This window comes from Rossellomorea sp. ABR4_004 (assembly GCF_056159585.1).
The window spans coordinates 218,045-239,442 of the sequence record NZ_JBSWVM010000002.1; the positions used below are offsets into that span (position 1 = coordinate 218,045).

At 40.7% G+C, this 21,398-nt stretch carries 22 protein-coding genes; 6 read left to right on the forward strand and 16 right to left on the reverse strand.

Annotation, left to right across the window (positions count from 1 at the left end):
- Nucleotides 1-26: 26 nt before the first annotated feature.
- The 3 genes from ACXAF2_RS13975 to ACXAF2_RS13985 form a co-directional block, all read right to left on the reverse strand.
- Nucleotides 27-1,049 (reverse strand): beta-carotene 15,15'-monooxygenase, encoded by a 1,023-nt coding sequence (locus tag ACXAF2_RS13975; RefSeq protein WP_475139496.1) that lies wholly within the window; start codon nt 1,047-1,049, stop codon nt 27-29.
- A gap of 39 nt (nt 1,050-1,088) precedes the next feature.
- Entirely contained in the window at nt 1,089-2,180 is a 1,092-nt protein-coding gene (locus ACXAF2_RS13980; protein WP_475139498.1) for a serine hydrolase, read from the reverse strand.
- Between the two features lie 117 nt (nt 2,181-2,297).
- The gene (locus tag ACXAF2_RS13985) at nt 2,298-3,164 is read right to left on the reverse strand and encodes a DMT family transporter (RefSeq protein WP_475139500.1); all 867 of its coding nucleotides are present in this window, start codon (nt 3,162-3,164) and stop codon (nt 2,298-2,300) included.
- 213 nt (nt 3,165-3,377) lie between these two features.
- Here ACXAF2_RS13985 and ACXAF2_RS13990 point away from each other — a divergent pair, with 213 nt between their 5' ends.
- Nucleotides 3,378-4,913 carry a multicopper oxidase family protein gene (locus tag ACXAF2_RS13990; RefSeq protein WP_475139502.1) on the forward strand — a complete coding sequence of 512 codons (1,536 nt, stop codon included), beginning with the start codon at nt 3,378-3,380 and terminating at the stop codon, nt 4,911-4,913.
- A gap of 147 nt (nt 4,914-5,060) precedes the next feature.
- Here ACXAF2_RS13990 and ACXAF2_RS13995 read toward each other — a convergent pair whose 3' ends face one another.
- From ACXAF2_RS13995 to ACXAF2_RS14005, 3 genes are all read right to left on the reverse strand, one after another.
- Nucleotides 5,061-5,495 (reverse strand): SRPBCC family protein, encoded by a 435-nt coding sequence (locus tag ACXAF2_RS13995; protein WP_475139504.1) that lies wholly within the window; start codon nt 5,493-5,495, stop codon nt 5,061-5,063.
- Nucleotides 5,496-5,528: 33 nt separating this feature from the next.
- Nucleotides 5,529-6,305: an SRPBCC domain-containing protein gene (locus tag ACXAF2_RS14000; RefSeq protein WP_475139506.1), complete on the reverse strand. Its 777-nt coding sequence runs from the start codon at nt 6,303-6,305 to the stop codon at nt 5,529-5,531.
- Nucleotides 6,306-6,470: 165 nt separating this feature from the next.
- Nucleotides 6,471-7,328, reverse strand: a complete 858-nt coding sequence (locus tag ACXAF2_RS14005) for an AraC family transcriptional regulator (RefSeq protein ID WP_475139508.1) — start codon at nt 7,326-7,328, stop codon at nt 6,471-6,473.
- Nucleotides 7,329-7,620: 292 nt separating this feature from the next.
- Here ACXAF2_RS14005 and ACXAF2_RS14010 point away from each other — a divergent pair, with 292 nt between their 5' ends.
- On the forward strand, nt 7,621-8,046 hold the full coding sequence (locus ACXAF2_RS14010) for an SRPBCC family protein (RefSeq protein WP_475139510.1): 426 nt from the start codon (nt 7,621-7,623) through the stop codon (nt 8,044-8,046).
- Nucleotides 8,047-8,403 (forward strand): ArsR/SmtB family transcription factor, encoded by a 357-nt coding sequence (locus ACXAF2_RS14015; protein ID WP_475139511.1) that lies wholly within the window; start codon nt 8,047-8,049, stop codon nt 8,401-8,403.
- Nucleotides 8,404-8,444: 41 nt separating this feature from the next.
- Here ACXAF2_RS14015 and ACXAF2_RS14020 read toward each other — a convergent pair whose 3' ends face one another.
- Together ACXAF2_RS14020 and ACXAF2_RS14025 are read right to left on the reverse strand one after the other, a co-directional pair.
- Nucleotides 8,445-8,810: a permease gene (locus tag ACXAF2_RS14020; protein WP_475139512.1), complete on the reverse strand. Its 366-nt coding sequence runs from the start codon at nt 8,808-8,810 to the stop codon at nt 8,445-8,447.
- On the reverse strand, nt 8,807-9,019 hold the full coding sequence (locus tag ACXAF2_RS14025) for a helix-turn-helix transcriptional regulator (RefSeq protein ID WP_475139514.1): 213 nt from the start codon (nt 9,017-9,019) through the stop codon (nt 8,807-8,809). The genes ACXAF2_RS14020 and ACXAF2_RS14025 overlap by 4 nt, the downstream gene beginning before the upstream one ends.
- 139 nt (nt 9,020-9,158) lie before the next feature.
- On the opposite strand from ACXAF2_RS14025, the gene ACXAF2_RS14030 reads away from it, so the two are divergent.
- The gene (locus tag ACXAF2_RS14030) at nt 9,159-10,136 is read left to right on the forward strand and encodes a DUF4003 family protein (RefSeq protein WP_475139516.1); all 978 of its coding nucleotides are present in this window, start codon (nt 9,159-9,161) and stop codon (nt 10,134-10,136) included.
- A 439-nt stretch (nt 10,137-10,575) separates the two neighbouring features.
- Here the strand turns inward: ACXAF2_RS14030 and ACXAF2_RS14035 are convergent, their stop codons facing one another.
- From ACXAF2_RS14035 to ACXAF2_RS14070, 8 genes are all read right to left on the reverse strand, one after another.
- Nucleotides 10,576-10,764: a hypothetical protein gene (locus ACXAF2_RS14035; protein WP_475139518.1), complete on the reverse strand. Its 189-nt coding sequence runs from the start codon at nt 10,762-10,764 to the stop codon at nt 10,576-10,578.
- A gap of 37 nt (nt 10,765-10,801) precedes the next feature.
- Nucleotides 10,802-12,556, reverse strand: a complete 1,755-nt coding sequence (locus tag ACXAF2_RS14040; protein WP_475139519.1) for a putative 2-aminoethylphosphonate ABC transporter permease subunit — start codon at nt 12,554-12,556, stop codon at nt 10,802-10,804.
- A complete protein-coding gene (locus ACXAF2_RS14045; protein WP_475139520.1) occupies nt 12,557-13,567 on the reverse strand; it encodes an ATP-binding cassette domain-containing protein in 1,011 nt (336 codons plus the stop codon).
- Between the two features lie 75 nt (nt 13,568-13,642).
- A complete protein-coding gene (locus ACXAF2_RS14050; protein WP_475140401.1) occupies nt 13,643-14,701 on the reverse strand; it encodes a putative 2-aminoethylphosphonate ABC transporter substrate-binding protein in 1,059 nt (352 codons plus the stop codon).
- Nucleotides 14,702-14,925: 224 nt separating this feature from the next.
- Nucleotides 14,926-15,933 carry a histidinol phosphate phosphatase domain-containing protein gene (locus tag ACXAF2_RS14055; protein WP_475139522.1) on the reverse strand — a complete coding sequence of 336 codons (1,008 nt, stop codon included), beginning with the start codon at nt 15,931-15,933 and terminating at the stop codon, nt 14,926-14,928.
- A gap of 118 nt (nt 15,934-16,051) precedes the next feature.
- Nucleotides 16,052-16,804, reverse strand: a complete 753-nt coding sequence (tatC, locus tag ACXAF2_RS14060; protein WP_475139524.1) for a twin-arginine translocase subunit TatC — start codon at nt 16,802-16,804, stop codon at nt 16,052-16,054.
- Nucleotides 16,805-16,889: 85 nt separating this feature from the next.
- Nucleotides 16,890-17,066, reverse strand: a complete 177-nt coding sequence (locus ACXAF2_RS14065) for a twin-arginine translocase TatA/TatE family subunit (RefSeq protein WP_149157532.1) — start codon at nt 17,064-17,066, stop codon at nt 16,890-16,892.
- 31 nt (nt 17,067-17,097) lie between these two features.
- Nucleotides 17,098-18,303, reverse strand: a complete 1,206-nt coding sequence (locus tag ACXAF2_RS14070; protein ID WP_475139526.1) for a metallophosphoesterase family protein — start codon at nt 18,301-18,303, stop codon at nt 17,098-17,100.
- A 373-nt stretch (nt 18,304-18,676) separates the two neighbouring features.
- Between ACXAF2_RS14070 and ACXAF2_RS14075 the strand changes: the two genes are divergently transcribed.
- Both ACXAF2_RS14075 and ACXAF2_RS14080 read left to right on the forward strand, forming a co-directional pair.
- Nucleotides 18,677-19,444 carry a DeoR/GlpR family DNA-binding transcription regulator gene (locus ACXAF2_RS14075; RefSeq protein ID WP_475139528.1) on the forward strand — a complete coding sequence of 256 codons (768 nt, stop codon included), beginning with the start codon at nt 18,677-18,679 and terminating at the stop codon, nt 19,442-19,444.
- A gap of 202 nt (nt 19,445-19,646) precedes the next feature.
- Nucleotides 19,647-21,239 carry a sigma 54-interacting transcriptional regulator gene (locus ACXAF2_RS14080; protein ID WP_475139530.1) on the forward strand — a complete coding sequence of 531 codons (1,593 nt, stop codon included), beginning with the start codon at nt 19,647-19,649 and terminating at the stop codon, nt 21,237-21,239.
- Nucleotides 21,240-21,398 lie beyond the last annotated feature (159 nt).

A 21,398-nucleotide genomic window follows, 5' to 3' on the forward strand; every position in this document is an offset into this window, starting at 1 on the left:
CAAATTAAGAGTCAGGCACTTTTTCATCACGAACTCTTTTCATCCAACAATCTCCTTAACTTCTCCGGTTCATCCACTCGCAAGGCAACCTCTTTTACCAGCTGTTTTCTTCCCATAAACATTGTCGCTTCCACCGGTTCTTTCAGAAACAGCACCATTTGTGGCTGAATTTCTTCAAAGTCTTTATGCATGAAAACGAGTGCTTCCTTTCCCGGCTCCTTCCCCCATTCAACTTTTTCAATTTGACCAAGGGGGATCCCTGTTCGTTGCATCAATCCTTGCGTCACATAAAGATGACCATTCTTTACTTCCAGTGGATGCAGTCTGGTAATCTGAATTTCAGCTATAAACAATAGAACGGTATAAACGTTCAGAATCAAAAGAATGAAAGACAGAATCGGGAACTTGGAATGAAGCCACCAGTGGATACCGATCGTCTCGATCACGATGGCATGGATGAGCATGATGTTCATGGCAACAGCACTGGTCTTATGATGCATCGTTACAGCACCATCATGGACAACCGGCTTGCGGCGCCAGCTGAATAGGGCATAGTAAACCATTAACACTTCTGATGAAAGAATCCGGATCAGAATGTTTCTGGTCACCTTCTTCTCTACTGCAGGAAGGAAAGAAAAGATCGGTCCTACTCCGGATGATCTCATGGCAGATCGAATCTCGGGAAATTTTCGTACAGCGAGGAAGATAAGCCCCAACTCTGCTGCCACGAATACTACTTCCAATCCTATCCCGGAATATAGAAGGATAGTGAACGGTGCAAATAATTCTTCAGGAATGATGAATCTGGCTAACACAAGGCCGAATACCATCAATCCAATGACCTGCTTTCTTGACAATTTAAACGCTGCATAGGCCAGGAGCGGGAAGATAATCATCAAATCCAGCAGAGATCCTATAACTACTCCGCTTTCCAATTCAATCGCAAGAAATCGTTGAACCACGGGTTGATATAATAAAAGATTACTAAGGAGAACGACACCTATTAAAGCGATTGCCCATTTGGCTAATTTCGTTTCGCGCAGTACCATGAAAACTCCCCTCTCCACAACAAATTCCATATACTTACATTATAACTCTTCCACCTTTTTTCGGAAATCCTCATCTCTCAATATTCTTAAATTAAAACCGTTTAAATTGTTTAAGATCTTTTGACGTTCCACTTCCTCTAGATCATTGGCAAAAAAGACGATCTCCGTCGAGTTTCCATCTCCATCGGTTGCGTATGCAGCATTTGTGGCAACGAATAATGTAGATCCGCCTTTTTGACCGGCATGCTTTAACCATTCCTGGTTCTTTGGATTCTCCATCATTCCTTCCATCACCGCATCCAATCTTTCCTGTGCTCCTTTTGAAAAATACGTCTTTGAATTCAGTTTCCTCATGATCTCCGCATATTCGGCCGTCGTACTTTTCGTCAGTCTGTCTGACCACATTTTCTGCAGGGACTTGTTGGTGTGTATACTTTCAATATATATGTGCTTTTCGCCTTTTCTTAATGAAGTGAAAATAAGATGGGAAAGCTCGATGTATTCTTCTTTAGACATGTCTCTCAGTTTGTTTTCTATCTGTTTCTCTGAATAAGCTGGATACTTATTCTTTATATAAGTAGGGATCAGCATGGATGAACTGATGGGGAACAGAGGATCATGCTGCTCCATTTTCATCTCATCCCGTACTTTATTGATGTTGTCGATTCCCAGAAGGTTCATCAAATATTCGGTATTAGCATTGGAGCTAAATAGGATCATTCCCTTCACGACGTTTTCCAGGGTTGATGACCCGTCTAGAAGTAACTCTTCTTCTTCGGCGTATTCAATCCATGTTTCATGCGCTCCACCGTCTGTACCAGGGAGATAATACTGATCTAATTCTTCAAGTGATACCATTTTTGATGGATCTAACCTTCCTTCATCACACTGTTTCGCGTACTCGATCGCAATCATGATTTTCACCGTACTTGCTAACGGGAACATTTCATTTTTCCTGATAGCGGTTAGGGTTTGTCCGTTCCTTGAAACGGTTAGGCTGCTATTATTGTGGTTCTTTAGGTATTTTAATAGATATTCTGGATCTTCTTTGGTTAAGTAGTGTCTCCCTGCAATGACTACACCGATTCCAATGACAATACAGACGCCAACGATAATGAAAGCAATCTTCATTCCAATCACTCCTGTCATAACCTTGATAGTATATCTACGAATTAAAAATGGAAAATGTTTCATTTTACATCCATAAAAAAATACCCATCCCTATATTTAGAGATGGGTACTTGTCGATTATGCTTCCTTCCTTTTGGCTGCTTGATTGTTTTTCAAAAACATATAAAACGAAGCAGCAAAGATGATGACGTATCCGATGATGCTTAATACGTCAGGAATCTGCCCGAATAAGAAGATGCTGATCATGGCGGAATACACGACGGTTGAATAGAAGAAAATTGATATTTCCCTTGCCGGTGCGAACTTGTAGGCTATCGTGATTCCGAACTGACCAACTGTCGCGAAAACGCCGGCGGATAATAGATAAATCCATTGCTGAGCGCTCATCGGTTCATAAAATCCGATGACAAATGGTAGCAGCACGACCGTCGTAAAGAATGAGAAGTAAAAAACGACCGTATAAAACTTCTCCCTGCTCCCTAATACGCGTAGGACCGTATAGGCACCGGCTGCGAAAATAGCGGAAAACACTCCTGCCAAATATGGAATAACATCAAAGGAGAACGCTGGTTTGATGATAAACAATGTTCCGATAAACGCTATGATAATCGCTACCACCTGGAATACACGTGTCCTCTCCCTCAAGAAAATAGCCGAGAAGATGATGGTCAGAAACGGACTGAGTTTGTTCAGCATATCTGCATCGGATAACACCAGATGATCGATCGCATAGAAGAACAAGACAATCCCGACAGCACCTAAACTGGAGCGCAGCAACAGCAGCTTCTGATTTTCCTTCTTCCCGAATAAACGTTCCTTATGATACCGAACAAAACCGAATGCGATAAATGCAGAAACGATGTTCCTGAAAAATGTTTTTTGAATCGTCGGCACATCTCCTGACAGCTTCACGAACGCCGCCATCAATGAAAAACCAAACGCTGATAGAAGTAATAAAAGTATTCCTTTATTTCGATTTGACATGACTTCCTCCAATGATTGAACGATTTAGCAACTTAGACAGTGTAACAAATTTATGATGATTTATGGAGAATTTAAACTTATGTAATAGAACCTACTTTTAATATGATTTTTGACACTATTAACCTTCACTTGAAACATATTTTTATAGGAAAGAGGATATTTAAGCAACGACCGAAATACATATCAATAAGTGATTCCATATAAAGGAGGAATATGATGCTTAAAAAATTCGTCGATCCACTTCCTGTTATGGAAACGATTCAGCCCTCTTCTTATGGAAAGAATATTTTATATTTTGAAGTTTCCATGAAAGAAGTCATGCAGAAACTGCACAGTGATTTACCACCGACTAAAGTATGGGGCTATAATGGAAGATTTCCCGGTCCCACTTTTAGAGTGAAACGCAATCAAACCTTGCAGGTATTATGGAAAAATGAACTTCCAGAGGAACATTTCCTCCCCATCGATTCAACCGTTCACGGGGCGGAAAAGGATAACCCGGAGGTCCGTACCGTGGTTCATCTTCATGGTGGCGCTACCCCTGATACGAGCGACGGTTATCCAGATGCCTGGTTTACAAAGGACTTTAAAGAGGTTGGTCCTTTCTTTGCCGTGAAAGCCTACACGTACCCCAATCAACAGCCCGCCACAACTCTTTGGTACCATGACCATGCAGTAGGGATCACCCGCCTGAATATATATGCCGGACTCGCAGGTGCTTATATCATCCATGACGAAAAGGAGAGCTCTTTGTCCTTACCCCGGATTCCATACGATATTCCCTTATTGATCATGGATCGTTCCTTCAATAAAGATGGATCACTCTATTATCCTTCACAGCCTGATCCTCCCACTACTGGAGTCAATCCCTCCATCCGCTCTAATTTCTTTGGAGACACGATCTTGATTAACGGGATGGTATGGCCTTACTTAGAAGTTCAACCACGCCGCTATCGCTTTCGGATAATCAATGCTTCTAATTCCCGGACGTATCAACTCTCACTCTCAAACGATAATCCGTTTATCCAAATCGGTTCCGATCAAGGTCTTCTCCCTGCACCTGTAAACGTCTGGAAAATTTTACTCGCTCCAGCTGAACGGGCGGATGTCATCCTGGACTTCTCTTCCATGAGAGGGCAAGTTATTACCATTCAAAACGATGCGCCGTCACCCTTTCCAACGGGTGACCTCCCTGATCCTGATACGACGGGAGTCCTGATGCAGTTCCGTGTGAGCGAACCACTCTTATGTACAGATACGAGTAAGATTCCATCAACATTAAATGCTGTACCAAGGTTGAAAGAGAGAAATGCTTATCAAACCAGAAATCTTCTGTTGAATATGAGTAACGATCAATACAAGCGGGAAATTCACCTTCTAAATAATCAATTATGGTCAGATCCAATTACAGAAATGCCCCATCTTTGGAGTATTGAGATATGGAATTTCATCAACGTAACGGAAGAATCACACCCCATCCACTTGCATTTAGTCAGGTTTCAAGTCCTCGACCGGCAGAGATTCGATAAGGAAATCTATCAAACGGAAGGTAGTGTCGTACCCATTGGACCTCGTATCAAACCCGAGGCCAATGAGCAGGGCTGGAAAGATACGGTTTGTGCAAACCCATGGGAAATGACACGGATTATTGTGCCATTCGGTCCTTATACAGGATTATATGTCTGGCATTGTCATATTTTAGAGCATGAGGATTATGAAATGATGAGGCCTTATGTGGTGATCAAATGACCATGAATACAGAAAGTCTGCCCCTTTTTAAGGAGCAGACTTTTTTAGGCATACGTGGGATACACACCAGAATTTTCTTGCCCATCATTCCACAAGAAAAAGGAAGGCTGAATTCTTTAGTTTCAAAAGAAAACAGCCTTCTTCCTGTTAGCTCTCCAAAATGTCTTTGATTCTTTTTAAATCCTTTTTGTTCGCTTTTTTCATCATGGTAGACATAAGAGGCGTCACCCATTTTGAAAAACCGGTGGGCTTTCCTTGATTTCGGAGAGTCATCCTTGTCACTTGTTCATCAAGTGCCTCCCATGTATAGGTGGTTTCCATTGGAAACGGTCCGTTTGCGGTTTTCATTACAAGCTTCTGGTCCGGGATAAACTCCGTGATTTCATAAACGTAGGAGAGGTCTTTCCATAAGAATTTCGCTTTAAATGCAATTTGAGAGTCAATGGATAAAGACTTTTCCGTCACCCATTCTGCCGTATCGATATTTACATACCATTCTGGTGCATTATCCGGATCGGCAGCATACTCTGAAACCCTATGAAGCGGACAGCGAATCGTAATTTCTGTCAGTACATCTACCATTGTTATCTCCTTTTATGAACAGTTTTCGCTTTTTTATTTCTCTTCCACATATTTTTTCAGCAGGGTACCCAGTAGGTAACTCCACCCTTCTGAATGCTTTTCCTGCCAATCGTCTTCAATGACTCCTGATGCTGTATGGGATAGCTGAAGAAGCGTGGAATCGCCTTTTTCAATCAAACGGTATGTGTATGCACTGTTTACGGCACCTTGCATACCAAGGTGGCCATGGAGACGGATTTCCTCAGGAGCGTTTACATAATACACCGTTCCCCAAAGTGCCCCCTCATTTTCACCCCACTTCTCAATAAATTGCCCACCAGGTACAGGATCAAATGTGAATTGTGAACTTACTCCCTCAGGAGCCAATTTAAACTCCCACCAATCCCCCGCTTGCTCGGTTAACGCTTTAAATACCTGTTCCCTTGGTGCATCTATCATTACTTCTTGCTCAATACGAAATACTTTACTTTGTTCCATTCCTTCTTCTCCTCCTTTGTTTTCTGCTAATGCCCGTAACTTTAACAGTGAATTGGCGGTAGATTCCATATACTTTCCTACCCACCGATTGTGCATTTCCTGCAGTGGAACCGCGTTAAGGTAATTTCGTCGGTACTTCCCTTCCCGCTTCACCACCACCAAATTCCCTTCCTCCAAGATCGTCAAATGTTTCATGATCGCATATCTTGTCACCTCGGGAAAACGCTCATTCAGTTCACCGGTTGTTCTTGCTGACTGCCTCAACAGGTCCAGGATTTCCCTTCTTATCGGGTGGCCCAGCGCCTTAAATAATGTGGAAAGTTCGTCCTTCATATTAACGATCCTTTCATTGTGTTTTACATGTGGTTGATTGGTCACATGTAATATGTGACTTTATGGTAACATGATAAGTAAGACTGGGTCAAGAGCGTATAAAAACTGTCCAGCTTATCCATACGTAAAGCCCCTTTACGTCATCCGCAAAGGGGCTTTCTAACCTTATTTCTTCATTATCGGAATCCATATCTCACAACGATAATTCTCGCCATTCGGGTTTCCAGGCGGGTACAATTCAAACTCCGGCCCTCCGCCATGTTCATAGCCGGTAGAGGGAAACCATTCAGAGTAGATTCGCTTCCATACTCCTTGGATTGCATGTGGCATCGGGCCGACAGATTCAAAGACTGCCCAGGTCGCAGCCGGAATCTCTTTTACCTCCAATGAACGATCTTCCTCATTCTTTTTCTCCGCACCGATAAAATAGGTGAACTCTTCATTTGGATGGTCAAACTCCATACAGATTCCGAGCATCTCGTTATTTCCTGCTGCCTCACAAATCAACCTGTCTAAGTCAGTCGTGTTCACTTCATCCCAAAATGCAGGGATGTCTTTCAAATTCTCACCGTTACAGGTAGACACTCTTTTTCCTTTTCCAATCACTTGAAATGCTTCTTTATCCACAATTTTATAATCCATTTCGACTTCTCCTTTAAGCTGTATTTGGAAGGAAATTCGCGGAAATGCTTTCAAGGAGGTTCCGGCTTCCCTTACTTGGGACGGCGAAACTCCATGGGCCTTCCGAAAGGCTTTCGAGAAGGATTCCGGTGTTTCATATCCGTACTTGAAAGCAACGTCAATGACCTTTGCGTTATGGTTGATCAGTTCCTGGGCGGCTAATGTGAGCCTTCTCTTCCGGACATAATCAGCCACTGTATACCCGGTTACAAGAGAAAACAGCCTTTGAAAGTGAAACTTCGAACTGAATGACAACCGTGCAAGTTCTTCCATCTCGATTGCCCCATCCAGGTTGTCCTCTATATACTGAATGCAATCATTCATCCTGTGCAGCATTTCCACTCGCGTTTCTCCTCCCCACTATTTAAATGTATCATTCTCAATTTGAGTCATCCTGTCATTCTGTGCTTTTATGTGACCGATGGCTATATTATGATATGACCACCGTGTTTACCGATTAAACTTCACCTGCAAAACATATACACATTTTTCACGCCGAAACTCTACTTCTACAAACGTCCATCTATATCCTTCTTTTTTCATTTCAACACATTGACACGAAACCATATGGTGTTATATTATAAAAACGAAACCAAATGGTGTTACTTATTCCTAAAGAAAGCAGGAGACATTCATGAAGTCAAATCAATTAGAAGATATTAAACAAACCGTTCTATTCAACGCTCCCATCCAAAAGGTATGGGACGCAGTTTCTACGTCAGATGGGATTTCCTCATGGTTCATGCCCAATGATTTCGAACCTGAGGTTGGACATGAATTCCATATTCAATCCCCTTTTGGACCTTCTCCTTGCAAGGTATTGGAGATTGATCCTCCTCATAAGTTGTCTTTTTCTTGGGATACAGATGGATGGGTGGTATCTTTTCTTTTAAAAGAGGTAGGAGATCAAACAGAATTTACGCTTATCCATGGCGGCTGGAAACATGATGATGCGGTTGTATCCAAAGCTCATGAAAAAAGCTCTGTCATCCGCGACAGAATGGCCAACGGTTGGGTTGGCATTGTGGGTGAAAAACTGAGAAAGGTTGTAGAAGGTTAAATGTCCGCTGTTAAACATGATGTGTTTCAAGCGATTGCAGACCCGACCCGCCGGGAAGTCCTTCGACTGCTCTCTGAAAAAGAAATGCCCATTTCGGCTCTGACTTCCCATTTCCCAATGAGCCGGACTGCCATTGCCAAGCATCTCACCATTCTTTCTGAGGCTGAATTGGTTCATGGAGAAAAAGTGGGCAGGGAGAAGATCTATCGCCTGCAGCCTGAGCCGTTGGCAGAACTAAAGGACTGGTTAGTCTATTATGAACAGTTCTGGACCAATAAGCTGACCAAACTGAAACATATAGTGGAAGATAGTGAAGAGGATTCCCCTTTGAAATTGGTGGATGTAGAAAAGGATTGATGATGAGGGACGGACCTTTACAAGGTCCGTCCCTCTCTTCTTCAGTAGATTCTCGCCACAATCACCATAGAGATGAATACGGTCATGATGGTGAGGCTGGTGAGGACATTTAATAGATTCATGGCTGTTAGCTGAATCCAGTCAAATTGCAGGATTGTCATAAAAATGACGTAAAACACCAGGATGGCAAAGTACGAGTAAAAGATCCCCTTTTCCCGGATCATCTTCATCCTCTCATCCTTTTGCTTAAACTGTGGATAAAGATAATGCATGCAAAAACTCAACACAGTCAAGGACATGGGAGTAAGAGCGAAATATGGAAATTCTTCTGCCGTTATGCCGACGAAAAACAAGAAAGCAGTCTGCATCGCCATAACCCATCCTATAATCAGATACCCCTTCGTCACAATTCCTCTACCCCTTTCTCTTCATACACAAAAATCTCTTCAATTGACGTTTCAAATACATTTGCCAGCCGAAAAGCCAGATTCAAAGAAGGGTCATACTTCCCTTTTTCAATGGAAATGATGGTTTGCCTTGATACCCCTAACTTAGCCGCCAATCTTTCCTGTGAGTATCCAAACGTCTTTCGGTATTCTACTAGTTTATTTTTCAAAGAAGGATACCTCCTTATATTTCCATATCATATTGTAAAGGGAACTTAACGTCAAGTTCCCTTTACATATTACGAACGAAACTTTTTTATCATTCAATCGTATATCCTACTAACTAAAAAATTAAGGGATGTGAACTGGATGGAAGATGTGATGAATAAAGTGAATGAATATAAGGATATTTATTCACAATTAAAGAAGCGATTGCGTTGGAAGGTATCAGATTCCCGTTCATTAATGATGGTCTCTTCATTATACGTAACCAATGAACGAGCTTTTGATCTCGGCCGTTTTGTAGAAATCAGTGATTATATTAAAAATGAAGTCGGTGCATTTTCGACGTTAAAGCATGAAATCCGATTTACTTTTGCGGCAATGCTTGATACACGTTTTGAAACGCCTGAAGCAAAGTTCCATGAATTCCTTTCCTTATATGATTCTTTAGTAGAAGCTGGATTCTCGAGAGGAACGTTCACCTATATAGCAGCCATGACCCTGCTTTCGAATGATGATTACAGTACAGACCTGCCTTATCATGCAATGAAGGTTTATAAGAAAATGAGAGAGAAGCATTTCTTTTTAACAGGGCATAGTGATTATCCCTTTGCCACTCTGCTTGCTCAAAGAGAAGGTGATCAGAGTGAGTTGATCTCCATGATTGAAGGCTTCTATACGAAATTGAACGATGCCGGATTCAGGAAGGGGAATGATCTGCAGAGCACGAGTCACATCCTATCCCTGCACGATGAAGCTTCTCAAGATGAGCTTGTCAGCCGCTGCATCCATTTGTTTGATACCATGAAGCAAGCAGGCATCAAGACGAAGGCGATGTTCTATCCCCAAATCGCTCTACTATCTTTTGTGAATGCCGACTCAAGCTTAGTGAATCAAGTAAAGGATGTCTGGGAAGAACTTAACTCTGATAAGTACTTCAAATGGCACAAAGATATCAATTTTATGATGGCGGTGAACCTTTTGATCAGTGATAAGATTGCGAACTCTACAGTGATGCAGGCGAGTTTATCGACTGCCATTGAGACACTCATACAAGCGCAGCAAGCTACGATGATTGCAACCATTTCGGCTGTGTCTGTGACAACCTCTGGCGGAGAGTCTTAGGATGAACTATATCGATTTATTTGCGATCGACTTCAAGATTTCAAGCTCTTTCAATGAAATGAATTCTCACGTTACTATTTAAATGGATATTTAAATGGGAGATCAGGTTTTGAGATTTTTGTTTATTTTACTTGGGTTTATTTTGGGAGGAGTTTTTGCTTTTATAGGTCCTGGAGTAGCAGCGTGCGCCCTTTTAGGTGCGATATTATTTCTACTTATTTATGATGGAATTGATAACGATCATATATGAAAAAATTAGAACCCTCATCTGTTTTCATCCAGTGACCCATTTCTTTTTTATGATTGCATCATTCCATTCTAATGGAGCGTCTACGTCGCTGATGATGAAGTCAAATTGGTCGAATTGTGCTATTCGATAAGTGGCTTTGACCCCTATCTTCGCACTGTCAGCCAGCAGGTACCCTCTTCTTTTAAGTGCTCACTTTTCAGCCGAGCGACTGATGTTGTGCGGAATGACTAGAATCTTCCCCATTTCTATGATTCTATTACCGTATGCACCATTAGTAGCGATCAGTAGTTTTTCAGAGGCAATAGGGATGACGCTGCCACTCACAGACTCTACAGCAAAAGAACCATAATCAATGGTAGTTCCAGCCCAGTCAAACATAACTCCGCTTTTCTCAATTCTTCATTCTTCTTTTCTCTTAACTTTGCCAGAAGGCATTCTTTTTTCTGACTCCTTTTAAAACCCATTCATACAAAACTCTTACCACAATATTTGTTAGAACGATGAGTATGCTCATCGCTGCCGCTGATGCCAGGTTTCCTGCATCGTCCATGTTTACAATCGAGATGGATGCAAGTTTAAAGTCTGCTGAATATAGAAACACCACGGCAGAAATGGTAACCATACTGTTTACAAAGTAGAACATGGCAATCTCAAGAATGGCCGGCAGACACATGGGGATCGTGACCTTGAACATCGTTTTGTAAAACGGAACTCCCATTGTTTCTGAAACAAGTTCAAATTCCTTATCTAATTTCTTCAAGGAAGTGGTAGCCGTAACGAAAGCCACCGAATAAAAGTGCAATACATTTGCGAGTACGATAATGGCGATCGTTCCATACATAAAGTGGAACGGATTTGATAAACTGATTCCTAATAGGTTGATATCAGGCTTGCTGAAAAAGAAGATATAGCTGATCCCAATCACAAGTCCAGGTACGGATAGTGGAATGATTGAAAACAAGTACCCAAGTTTACGAAGCTGAGTCAATTTTCGTATCTTTTCGATGGTATAGGCGAATACAAAAGTGAATATCGTCCCAAAGAATGCGGTTAATCCTGCAGCTAGTAAACTATTCTTATACGCTGCTAGTCCATCCCCTGAAAGACTGGTAAACTTAAAATGATCTAGGGTAAACCCCATATTATATGGCCAGATTTTCACGCTTGCCGCTACCAATACAGCGAAGAATATAAGAAAGATAAATCCTGTAAAAAGAAAACAATAAGCGAATGCCAAGAAATCTCTGCCTATATTTCGATTTATTTTGTAAGCCATTGATTTCGAAGTGACGTATGTCGATTGTTTCTTTTGTGCAAATTGATCCACAAAGAAAGCAAGCAGGGCGGGAAGCATTAACATGACACCAACCGTTGCTCCCATGGAAAGATTTTGTTGTCCGACCACTTGTTTATAAATGTCTGTGGCCAGGACACTGAACTGTCCACCCACTACTTTTGGTGCACCATAGTCTGTAAAACTTAATGTAAATGCGACAAACATCGAACTGATCAAACCATACTTTGCGCTTGGAAGGGTAATCGAAGTAAATTGTTTAAGCTTACTGCTCCCTAACGTATTTGCTGCTTCATACAATCGATAATCTGTGTGTTGCAAGGTAATATACAAAATAAGGAACGCTTGAGGAAACGTATATATAGTTTCTGCTAAGATGATTCCAAGCGGTCCATACAGTTCAAATTGAAATCCAGGTATCGCTCCAAAAAAACCATTCGTGATCAGCCCCTGATTCCCAAACAGATACATTAGTCCTATGCCATGCATCATCGTGGGAGCAAACAATGGAAGCAATGCTGTGTATCGAAAAAACGTCTTCCCTATCATCCTCGTTCTCGTCAGGGCATAGGCATATCCGAAAGCAAGGCCTACTGAGAGAAACATCGTAACGCTAGATACATAGACTGTGTTTTGGAGGGAGGCTACTAGGGTAGGGTTCTTAAAATACTGGATGAAATTGCTCAATCCAGCAAAATTCCCTTCCCTATCAAATAAGGTTTGACTGAACAAGGCGGATAATGGAAGTACAAGAGCCACGACAAACGATAGAATCAAAAACACAATGAGAATCGTTTGAATCTGTTCATTTTTCCCCTGACGAGTCCTCTTCTTATTCAAACGAGTAACAAAATCCAACCTCTTTACCAAATCCATTTAATAAACCACCTGTTCTTTATAAGATAGAACTTGGGACTCAGGAAGTTGCACGTAAATGGAAGATCCGTTTTGTAAGTCCAATTCCTGAATGAATGAGGCAAACAAATCAACCTCCACTGTTTGGTTATGTAGTTTGGAAGAAAGATCTGTAATCGTCAGCCGGAGTCGATAGGTCGAGCCCCTGAATTCCATCGTATGAATAACTGCTTCGATTCCTTCATGATGGGAAAGCTGAATATGTTCAGGACGAATCGCCTGTGTCACACCGCCTTCTAAGTTATTCCACATATTGATCGATCCGATGAAGTCCGCTACAAAAGGATTTGCGGGACGATAATAGATCTCTTCAGGTGTACCCACTTGCATGACTTCTGCATTGTTCATCACAACCACTTTGTCCGCCATCGTTAACGCTTCCTCCTGGTCATGAGTCACCATGATCGTGGTTATCCCCAATTTATCTTGAATCGCCCTGATTTCATGACGGAGCTTCTGTCTTACCTTTGCATCCAAAGCAGATAACGGCTCGTCCAATAATAAGAATGATGGGGATAAGGCAATCGCTCTTGCTAAGGCGACCCGTTGCTGCTGACCACCAGATAGGTGAGCTGGATATTTGTCTTTTATTAATTCAAGATCTACCATTCGAAGGGCTTCAATCGCTCTCTGTCTTCGTTCGGCTTTAGAAGCCTTTTTATTTTTCAATCCATATTCAACATTTTGGATAGCGGTGAGATTAGGAAATAATGCATACGATTGAAACACAATTCCAAACTCTCTTTGCGCCGGGGAAAGATGTAATAACTCTCCGCCATGTCTTTTGATCGACCCTCTATCCGCTTCTTCCAGTCCTGCAATGATCCGTAGAAGCGTTGTTTTGCCGCATCCACTTGGACCTAATAAACAAACAAATTCTTTTTTTTGAATATCGAAACAAATATTTCGTAAAGCTGAGAAGTCTCCAAATGTTTTCGAAATGTTGCTGATCTCTAAGAACGGCTGTGCCATACGTTTATCCTCTCCATTTCTTGAAGCTATCCCCCCATGCAGGAGAGGGAATCTCCTACATGAGCATAGGATCGATTATTCCTTCGGTTCAGCTTTACTTCCAAAGTTGGAATCCCATTTTTCTAAGATACTGTCTCGATTTTCTGCAGCCCAGTTCAGGTCATTTTCTTTATACATCTTCTCTTCAACTCCAGAAGGGAAGCCATTCGGCTTGGGAAAATCATTTTCCATAGTAGAGAATCCGTTCGCATCATAATATTTCTTCATCACGTCGTCCGTAATCGCCCAATCTAAAAATACTTTTGCCAATTCTTCATTGTTCCCTTCTTTCTTAATCAGGGCATTCGCTTCTACTTCCCAGCCCAGACCCTCTTTAGGAAGAATCACTTCAACTGGTGCTCCTTGTTGCTTTTGAGTTACTCCACTGTAAACAAGGGAGATGCCAATTGGAAACTCACCTGCTGCTGTAAGCTTTGCAGGCTTTGAACCAGAATGTGTATAAGTTGCGACATTTTCATTAAGCTTACTCATATAATTCCAGCCTTCTTCTTCATCCATCATTTGCAGCCAGGCAGATGCTGTCAGGAAGCCTGTACCGGATGAAGCGGGGTGAGGCATCACGATTAAGTCCTTAAATTCAGGTTTTAAAAGATCTTCATATGTCTTCGGTGCTTCCAGCCCAAGCTTTTCAAGCTCAGCCGTGTTGATGACAACACCTGTCATGAATGCCGTATTCCCTACCCATTTCATTGGTTGATTTGAATCTTTGTAAAGATCCAGAATCTTCTCACTGCCCTCTGGCGTATATTCTGCCAGCATATCCTTTTGATCCAGGGCAAGTAAGCTGGAAGCAGCAAGACCCCATACTACATCTGCATTTGTATTTTCACCTTCAGAAAGAAGTTTAGCCGTGATGATACCGGTTGAATCCCGAACCAGGTTTAATTTGACGTTAGGATACATTTCTTCAAATGATTTTGTGTATTCAGGGATTAATTCCTCTTCAATCGCAGTATAGACCGTTAATTCACCAGAAAGTTCTTCATTGGTCCCTGCTGCTTCTTTAGACATATCTTCTTTACCACACGCTGCCAGTAAACAGACAGCCATTACTAGAAAAATTAATTTCTTCATATACACCTTCATATTGAACACTCTCCTTTAGATCTTTGTAATAGGTTCAGTAGATTCCGGTAAATTAGGGTATCGTTCTTTCATGACAAAAGTTTGATCCTTGCTTTTGTTTTTGTTGTTTTTATTTATTTTGGTTTGCTTCACACTTAAAATTTACTTGTTATTTTTCAATCGCAAAATAAATACCATATTAATTTATTGTAAATTTGTTGTTTTTTGTTGCTTTATATTGTTTTCGGTAGATTTGCCATTATTCGCTTCTTTTGCTCAAACGTGGCAATCTTTCTAACTCCCAGACTCTTCAAATCAGACATGCTCTCATGAACATAAGCTCCTATGTTCTCTGGAAAGTGAGCATCTGATGATAGAGTAAAAGGTACGCCATGCTCTACTAAAATAGATGTGAATGATTGACTAGGACACTTTTCTTTGACTGGAAAGCGGTAGTATAATCCGGAATTCATTTCAGTCGCTACATCATGATCCCTTAAGGCTCTCGCAACTGATTGGTAATGAGGAATAAGATCCGCTTCATCCGGACGATGTCCAAAGACCTTCAAATTATCAAGATGTGACATGTATTGAAACAATCCCGTTTTAATCCCTTTCTCAATCGTCTGATAGAATTGTGAATACAATGTCTTAAGATCATATTGAAGGAATAGCCCATTTGCAGACGAGTTATCAAAACCCCACCCATTAAGGAAGTGCACAGAGCCGCTGATAAAATCACAGTCAATTGGCTGAATGAAACTAGCCAACTCCTGCTCCCCTCCATCAAAATAGTCAGCTTCTATTCCGACTCTTAGCCTGACCCCTTTTTCTTCCCATCTCTTCTTCGCTCTTTCAGTTGCGTAAAGAAACTCATCTACTCCCTCTGTCATGACTAGATCTAACCACTTTGTTTGAAGCTTCCCAAGTTCTGACGAACCAAGATCGATATGGTGTTCAAAATATCCTCGCATTTCTTTAAATCGATATAAGTGCTCCACAATTCCCACTTCTTTAAGACCTTTCTCAATGGCCACTTGTAAATATAGGTCCAGCCATTGCTCATCATACGATCCTTTTTGAACCCGATTGAGCATAAGCCTCAATGTATGTTCGAGCCATTCTTTGGAATGAGTTTGATCATGGACTTGTTTCAGCATTTCATAGGATAGATAGGTCCTTTTCATCCAGTTGAATGAATAGGGACCTTCTTCTAAATGCACATGGTAATCGCAATACAATGGTTAAACCTCCCGTACGTTCTAGGTAATACTTTTGATTCAATTAACTTCTTTTTCTTGTAGGATCTAAATTAATTAACAATAAGACCTTTCATGATCAAGGCTGATGAACGACCTATTAGGACGTTTTCTTCATACGAATCACATTGTCATCTTCTGATTGTCTTTTATTCCTCTTTTTATACACGATCTTTGATAAAGTCACGCTGCATTCATATAGGACCAGAAGCGGCACGATCACCAAGATATCGGATATAAGATCCGGTGGAGTGATGAATATGGCGATAACCGTCAAGACAAAGTAAGACACCTTTCTCGCTTTGGACAACAGCATGGGATTGATGATCCCTATTGATGTCAGAAACATGACAATGAGTGGGATCTCAAATAAAAAACCAAATGGCAATGTCAGATTGATCATGAATTTAAAATATTTTTCTGCCGTGAACATCGTTTCAAATTGTCCATTAGATAAGGTCAATAAAAAAGTGAGGACGGTTGGATACACCACAAAGTATCCAAAGCTAAGTCCAGTGATAAATAATGAAAACAATCCCGGTATATACGCTAATGTGGTTTTCCTTTCTTTCTCCGTCAGTCCCGGTTTCACAAACAGCCACGTTTGATGGGCCGCAATCGGAATCGTCAGCGCCATGGCACAAACCCCCGAGATCATGAAATACACCCAAATAATCTCACTTGGCCCCAATACAGCCAATTCCTTATCTAGATCCCGAATAAGCCACTTGTACATGTCCTGAATGAAGATAAAGGAACCAACAAGAAAAGTAAGAAAAGAGAGTAATGTGATGATGATACGCTTTCTCAGCTCTCCCAGATGGTTTACAAGTGTTTGCCCTTCAGTACTCATACAGATACAACCTTCTTTCTTATAAAAATAAGAAAGCCAACTCAAGAAAGGTAAAGCTTTCTAACCTGAGTCAGCCCCTAATCACTTACTTGGTACGTTCCTCTTCCTTTTCATCTGTCATAAGGTCCTTAGCTGAGTTTTTAAACTCTCTTAATGTATGACCAAATGCCCTGCCGATTTCAGGTAACTTGGATGGACCAAAAATGATCAAAGCGATAACCAGGATCAGGATCAGACCGGGAACCCCTATATTTTGCAACATATGCTTTCCTCCATTTTTACGTATTTGACTATTATGCTTTTACTTTTTCTTTTTCATTTAGTGGAAGTGGATCAATGCTCTGATCATTGGCAGTCAAATCAATTCCGTAATCTTTTGCGAATACCATATGAGTATCAACAAGAACGCCCTCTTTGTTTTCATCCAAATGAAATACTCTTGCTCCACGCAATCTGTTTCGATCTGCCCCTGGTAATCCATATGTGCCAAACCCTGTATTCCCGGCATACCCAAGCATGATGCCATAGTAGTTTCCGCAATAGGTGTTGATATGATCATGGCCACAGAAGACACCTTTTACATCTCCTCTATCCAGCATCGCAGTAAACAAGCCGCTATTGATTGGTCCCGGACACTCCGCTTCATTTCGTTCTCCTACAATGCCATGTCTTTTCACTGCAAGTTCGTGGCTTGAGGATGTTCTGCTATCAACACTTCCATGCCACATGAAACGGTGTTCCCATAAAGGGATATGAATGAAAACAAGGGATGGTACTTTATACCCGTATTTCTTTTCAATACTTTTTGATTCTTCATAATACCAATTGACTTGATTAAAACGAAGCCAATCCCAATGGGGGTATCCAGCAAAATTTTGTCCGGCGATTTGTGAAGGAGCATATCTGCCGCTATCCAGTAACCAAAGATTAAATGCTGCTTTATTTCCCTTGGAACGTTTAATAAGGAGATTCATATTTCCGGTACCCGTCAGACCTTTTTCTCCCGGTTCATTCATATTGCATGGATAGTTCATATAGAACTTGAGCATATCCTCTTCATACATCCCGCTTTTCCCTGAAGAATCTTCATCGTGGTTTCCGAATGTGACGGCCCACTTAATTTTTCTTTCTTCCATCGGGGATGCTACATTATTCAACGCTTGTTTCATTTCTAATTCCGTATCACAGCCTCCAGTAATACAATCACCATTAATCACAACGAAATCTGGTTTCTCTGAATCCAGCACTTTTTCCATGAGCTCAATCGTTCTGCGATCAATACGCTCGTCGTCCTGAGTATCATTAAATTGGACAACCTTAAACTTTCCATCCGAGTTAAATTGGAGTTTTGTTGGCTTATGTTTTTTCGCCTCCGCAGTGTTGGTTAGCAAATCCCCCGGTAAACCTGCTGTAGCAAGCGATAAAGTAATTGTGCTCATTCCACCAATTTTCAAAAAGCTTCTCCTGTCTAACTCTTTGTTCTGATCCTTATGCCTCATAACACCCTACCTCCATGATCTTTGTTTGTTTAGTCGGGAGTCTTTCATTCCTCCTGCTCTACTTCTTCATCCTAAGACATAATTATTGAAAGACTATTAAAGACGTTAGGAGAAAAAGTAAACAAAACACAGAAAACAAATGAAAACAAAATTCCCGTTCAAATGACAAAAAACCCTATTTACTCGACTCCCCTTCGTACTCTAGTAAATGAAAGAGACAAAAACGCGTAAGAAATTGATTTGCTTTCTTTGTTACTTTTGATTAATTTACAAAAGTTAATAATTTCGTAGCATACATTTCATAATCACTTTTTATAATTGGCTAAAATGTAAGCAATGAAGAAATTGGGGGAAAGGGGAGAAATATCCCGTGATGACAGAAAGACAAAAATCAATCGTACGAGAGTTAGAGATAAAAAATAAGGTCAGCGTGACAAATTTATCAAGAAAGTTAAAGGTAACCCCAGAAACGATTCGAAAGGATTTAATCCTCCTGGAACAAAAGAAGAAATTACGGAGAATTCACGGGGGAGCGATTCCGTACTATGGTTTAATAAGAGAACCTCATTTCAATAAAAAAATTGGAATCTCTCATGATCAAAAAAAGCGAATTGGGGAAGTTGCTTCTACATTTATTACTGATGGAGAAACGATCGCTCTGGATGTTGGTTCAACCACTTTGCATATCGCCAGCTCGATAAAGGATGTTCAAAATATAACGATTGTGACCAACTCTTTAGCTGCGGCAGACATTCTGAACACACGCTTGGAAAACCATCTATTTGATGGAAATGTTATTGTACTGGGTGGAGCGACGAATCCATTGCAACGTTCAGTAAGCGGCTCGTTAACGAATATATTATTAGAGAATTTTTTTTTCGATAAAGCCTTCATATCATGTGGTGGAATTAATAAAGAGGGAATATGTGATTTTAATATTGATGAAGCTGCTGCATCTTCCATTATGATCAAGAAAACGAGGAAAGTGTTTGTTGTTTCGGATTCATCCAAGTTGAATCAAAATGCTCTTTTTCACATCGGACCATTCTCATCTATTGATTGTGTGATCTCGGATGTTTCTATACCTAAAGAATGGATGAAAGATTCAATGATTAATAAGGTTGAATGGATAAAAGTTTGAACCTACAGGACTTACATACCCAACTCCTGTTGAAGAACCCCTTTTAGAACAACCATTATCATGTGAAATATTGGTATCTTTTATTATTCGTATACCTTATCAAGAGCCATAGGTCCGTCCCTCAACGCGTAAGTGTATGATAGAATTAATTTAGAGTAATTGATTTTTGTTTGCTTGGAGGTTGTTTAGGATGCGGCTTTATATGACAGATAAAGTGGAACGTGCGATTGAGTTATTCTCTCAATCAGAGGTGGATGCACTTGAGGTAGTGAATCATGAGGATGAGATTGTAGGAATTCTTACACTAGAAGATTTAGGTGCAATTTTTCATGATGGCCATTTAGGTGGTATGGTCGGTGAAATTCTCCCAAAAAGCATCTCACATCCATCTTCTCTTCAAGAACCAAAACGGAAGAAAAACCAATATAGTGATTTACTAGAGAGTCCTGTTTTCAACGATATAATCAACTCTCTTTATGATGGGGTCTTCATTACAGATGGATATGGTATTACAGTCAAAGTAAACAAATCCTATGAAAGAATAGCTGACCTGAAATCCGAGCAACTAATCGGCTATCATATGGAAGAGCTCATCAAGGCTGGATATATTTCCAAGTCTGCCTCCATCCAGGTCTTGAAAGAAAAAAGACCGATTACATTGATGCAGTCCATTCACAATGGAAGAAAAATCATCGTGTCCGGTACACCGATTTTCAATGATGACGATGAAATTTTATATGTTGTAAACAGTGTTCGTGATATCACCGAACTGTTAAAATTAAAGCTGCAAATTGATGAATTGCAAGAACTAAAGAACCTCCGCCAAAGTACGAATGCTACGTTTTCTAATGAAGCAGAGAAGTCATCCATCTATTCCAGCGAAAGGATGAAGAAGGTTTTCACCACCATTAATCGAGTAGCCAAAACTGATGTAAAAGTTCTCTTGCAGGGGGAAACCGGTGTTGGTAAAACGATGATTGCAAAATACATACACGAGCATTCGAATCGTTCGACCGGTAGTTTTCTAGAGCTTAACTGCGGAGCCTTCCCTCCAAGTTTAATAGAGGCAGAATTATTCGGCTATGAATCAGGTGCTTTCACCGGTGCTTTATCTAAAGGAAAAAAAGGATTGCTGGAAGTGGCGGATAATGGCACGTTATTCCTTGATGAAATCGGAGATCTTCCTTTGGAGCTTCAAGTAAAACTATTAAAGGTCATTGAAGATCAAGCGTTCATCCCCATTGGTTCTTCAAAACTCAAACAAATTAATGTTCGCATCATCGCCGCTTCTCATAAAAACATTAAGAACTTAGTGGAAATAGGGGAATTTCGGGAAGACTTATATTACCGTTTAAACGTCGTTCCAGTTCAAATTCCTTCCCTGCGTCAGCGTCGCGAAGAAATCATTCCGCTTTCTCAACACTTTTTACAAAGCTTCAATGATGAATATGGATCAAGCAAAGTGATGAGCATTGAGGCATTGGATTGTTTACATGAATACGATTGGCCTGGTAATATTCGAGAATTAAAAAATTTGATTGAGCGCTTAGTCGTTATCACTCCTTTAGAAACAATCGGACGTGAAGATCTCCCACCTGAATTAAGTGAATCCATCAAGAAACCAGACGCATTTTATGAAGGAGAAATTCTTCCTTTAAAAGAGGCCGTGGATCGAGTAGAGAAACAATTAATCACCAATGCAATACGAAAATATAAAACAACGAGAAAAGCAGCCGAAATTCTCGAAGTCAGCCAATCCACGATTGTCCAAAAAATGAAAAAATGGGAGCTTTGATTACTTTTCGAATCAAAGCTCTCTTTTTTGATTATTTTTATAATCGGATTTGACCATTTTTCGACAGCCTCACAAACCTCCTCCCTTCTGTTCATACTTTTCAGAAAGTTGGCACAGAACTTGCATTATTGTTTATAGAAGAATCGAAAGGAGATACTT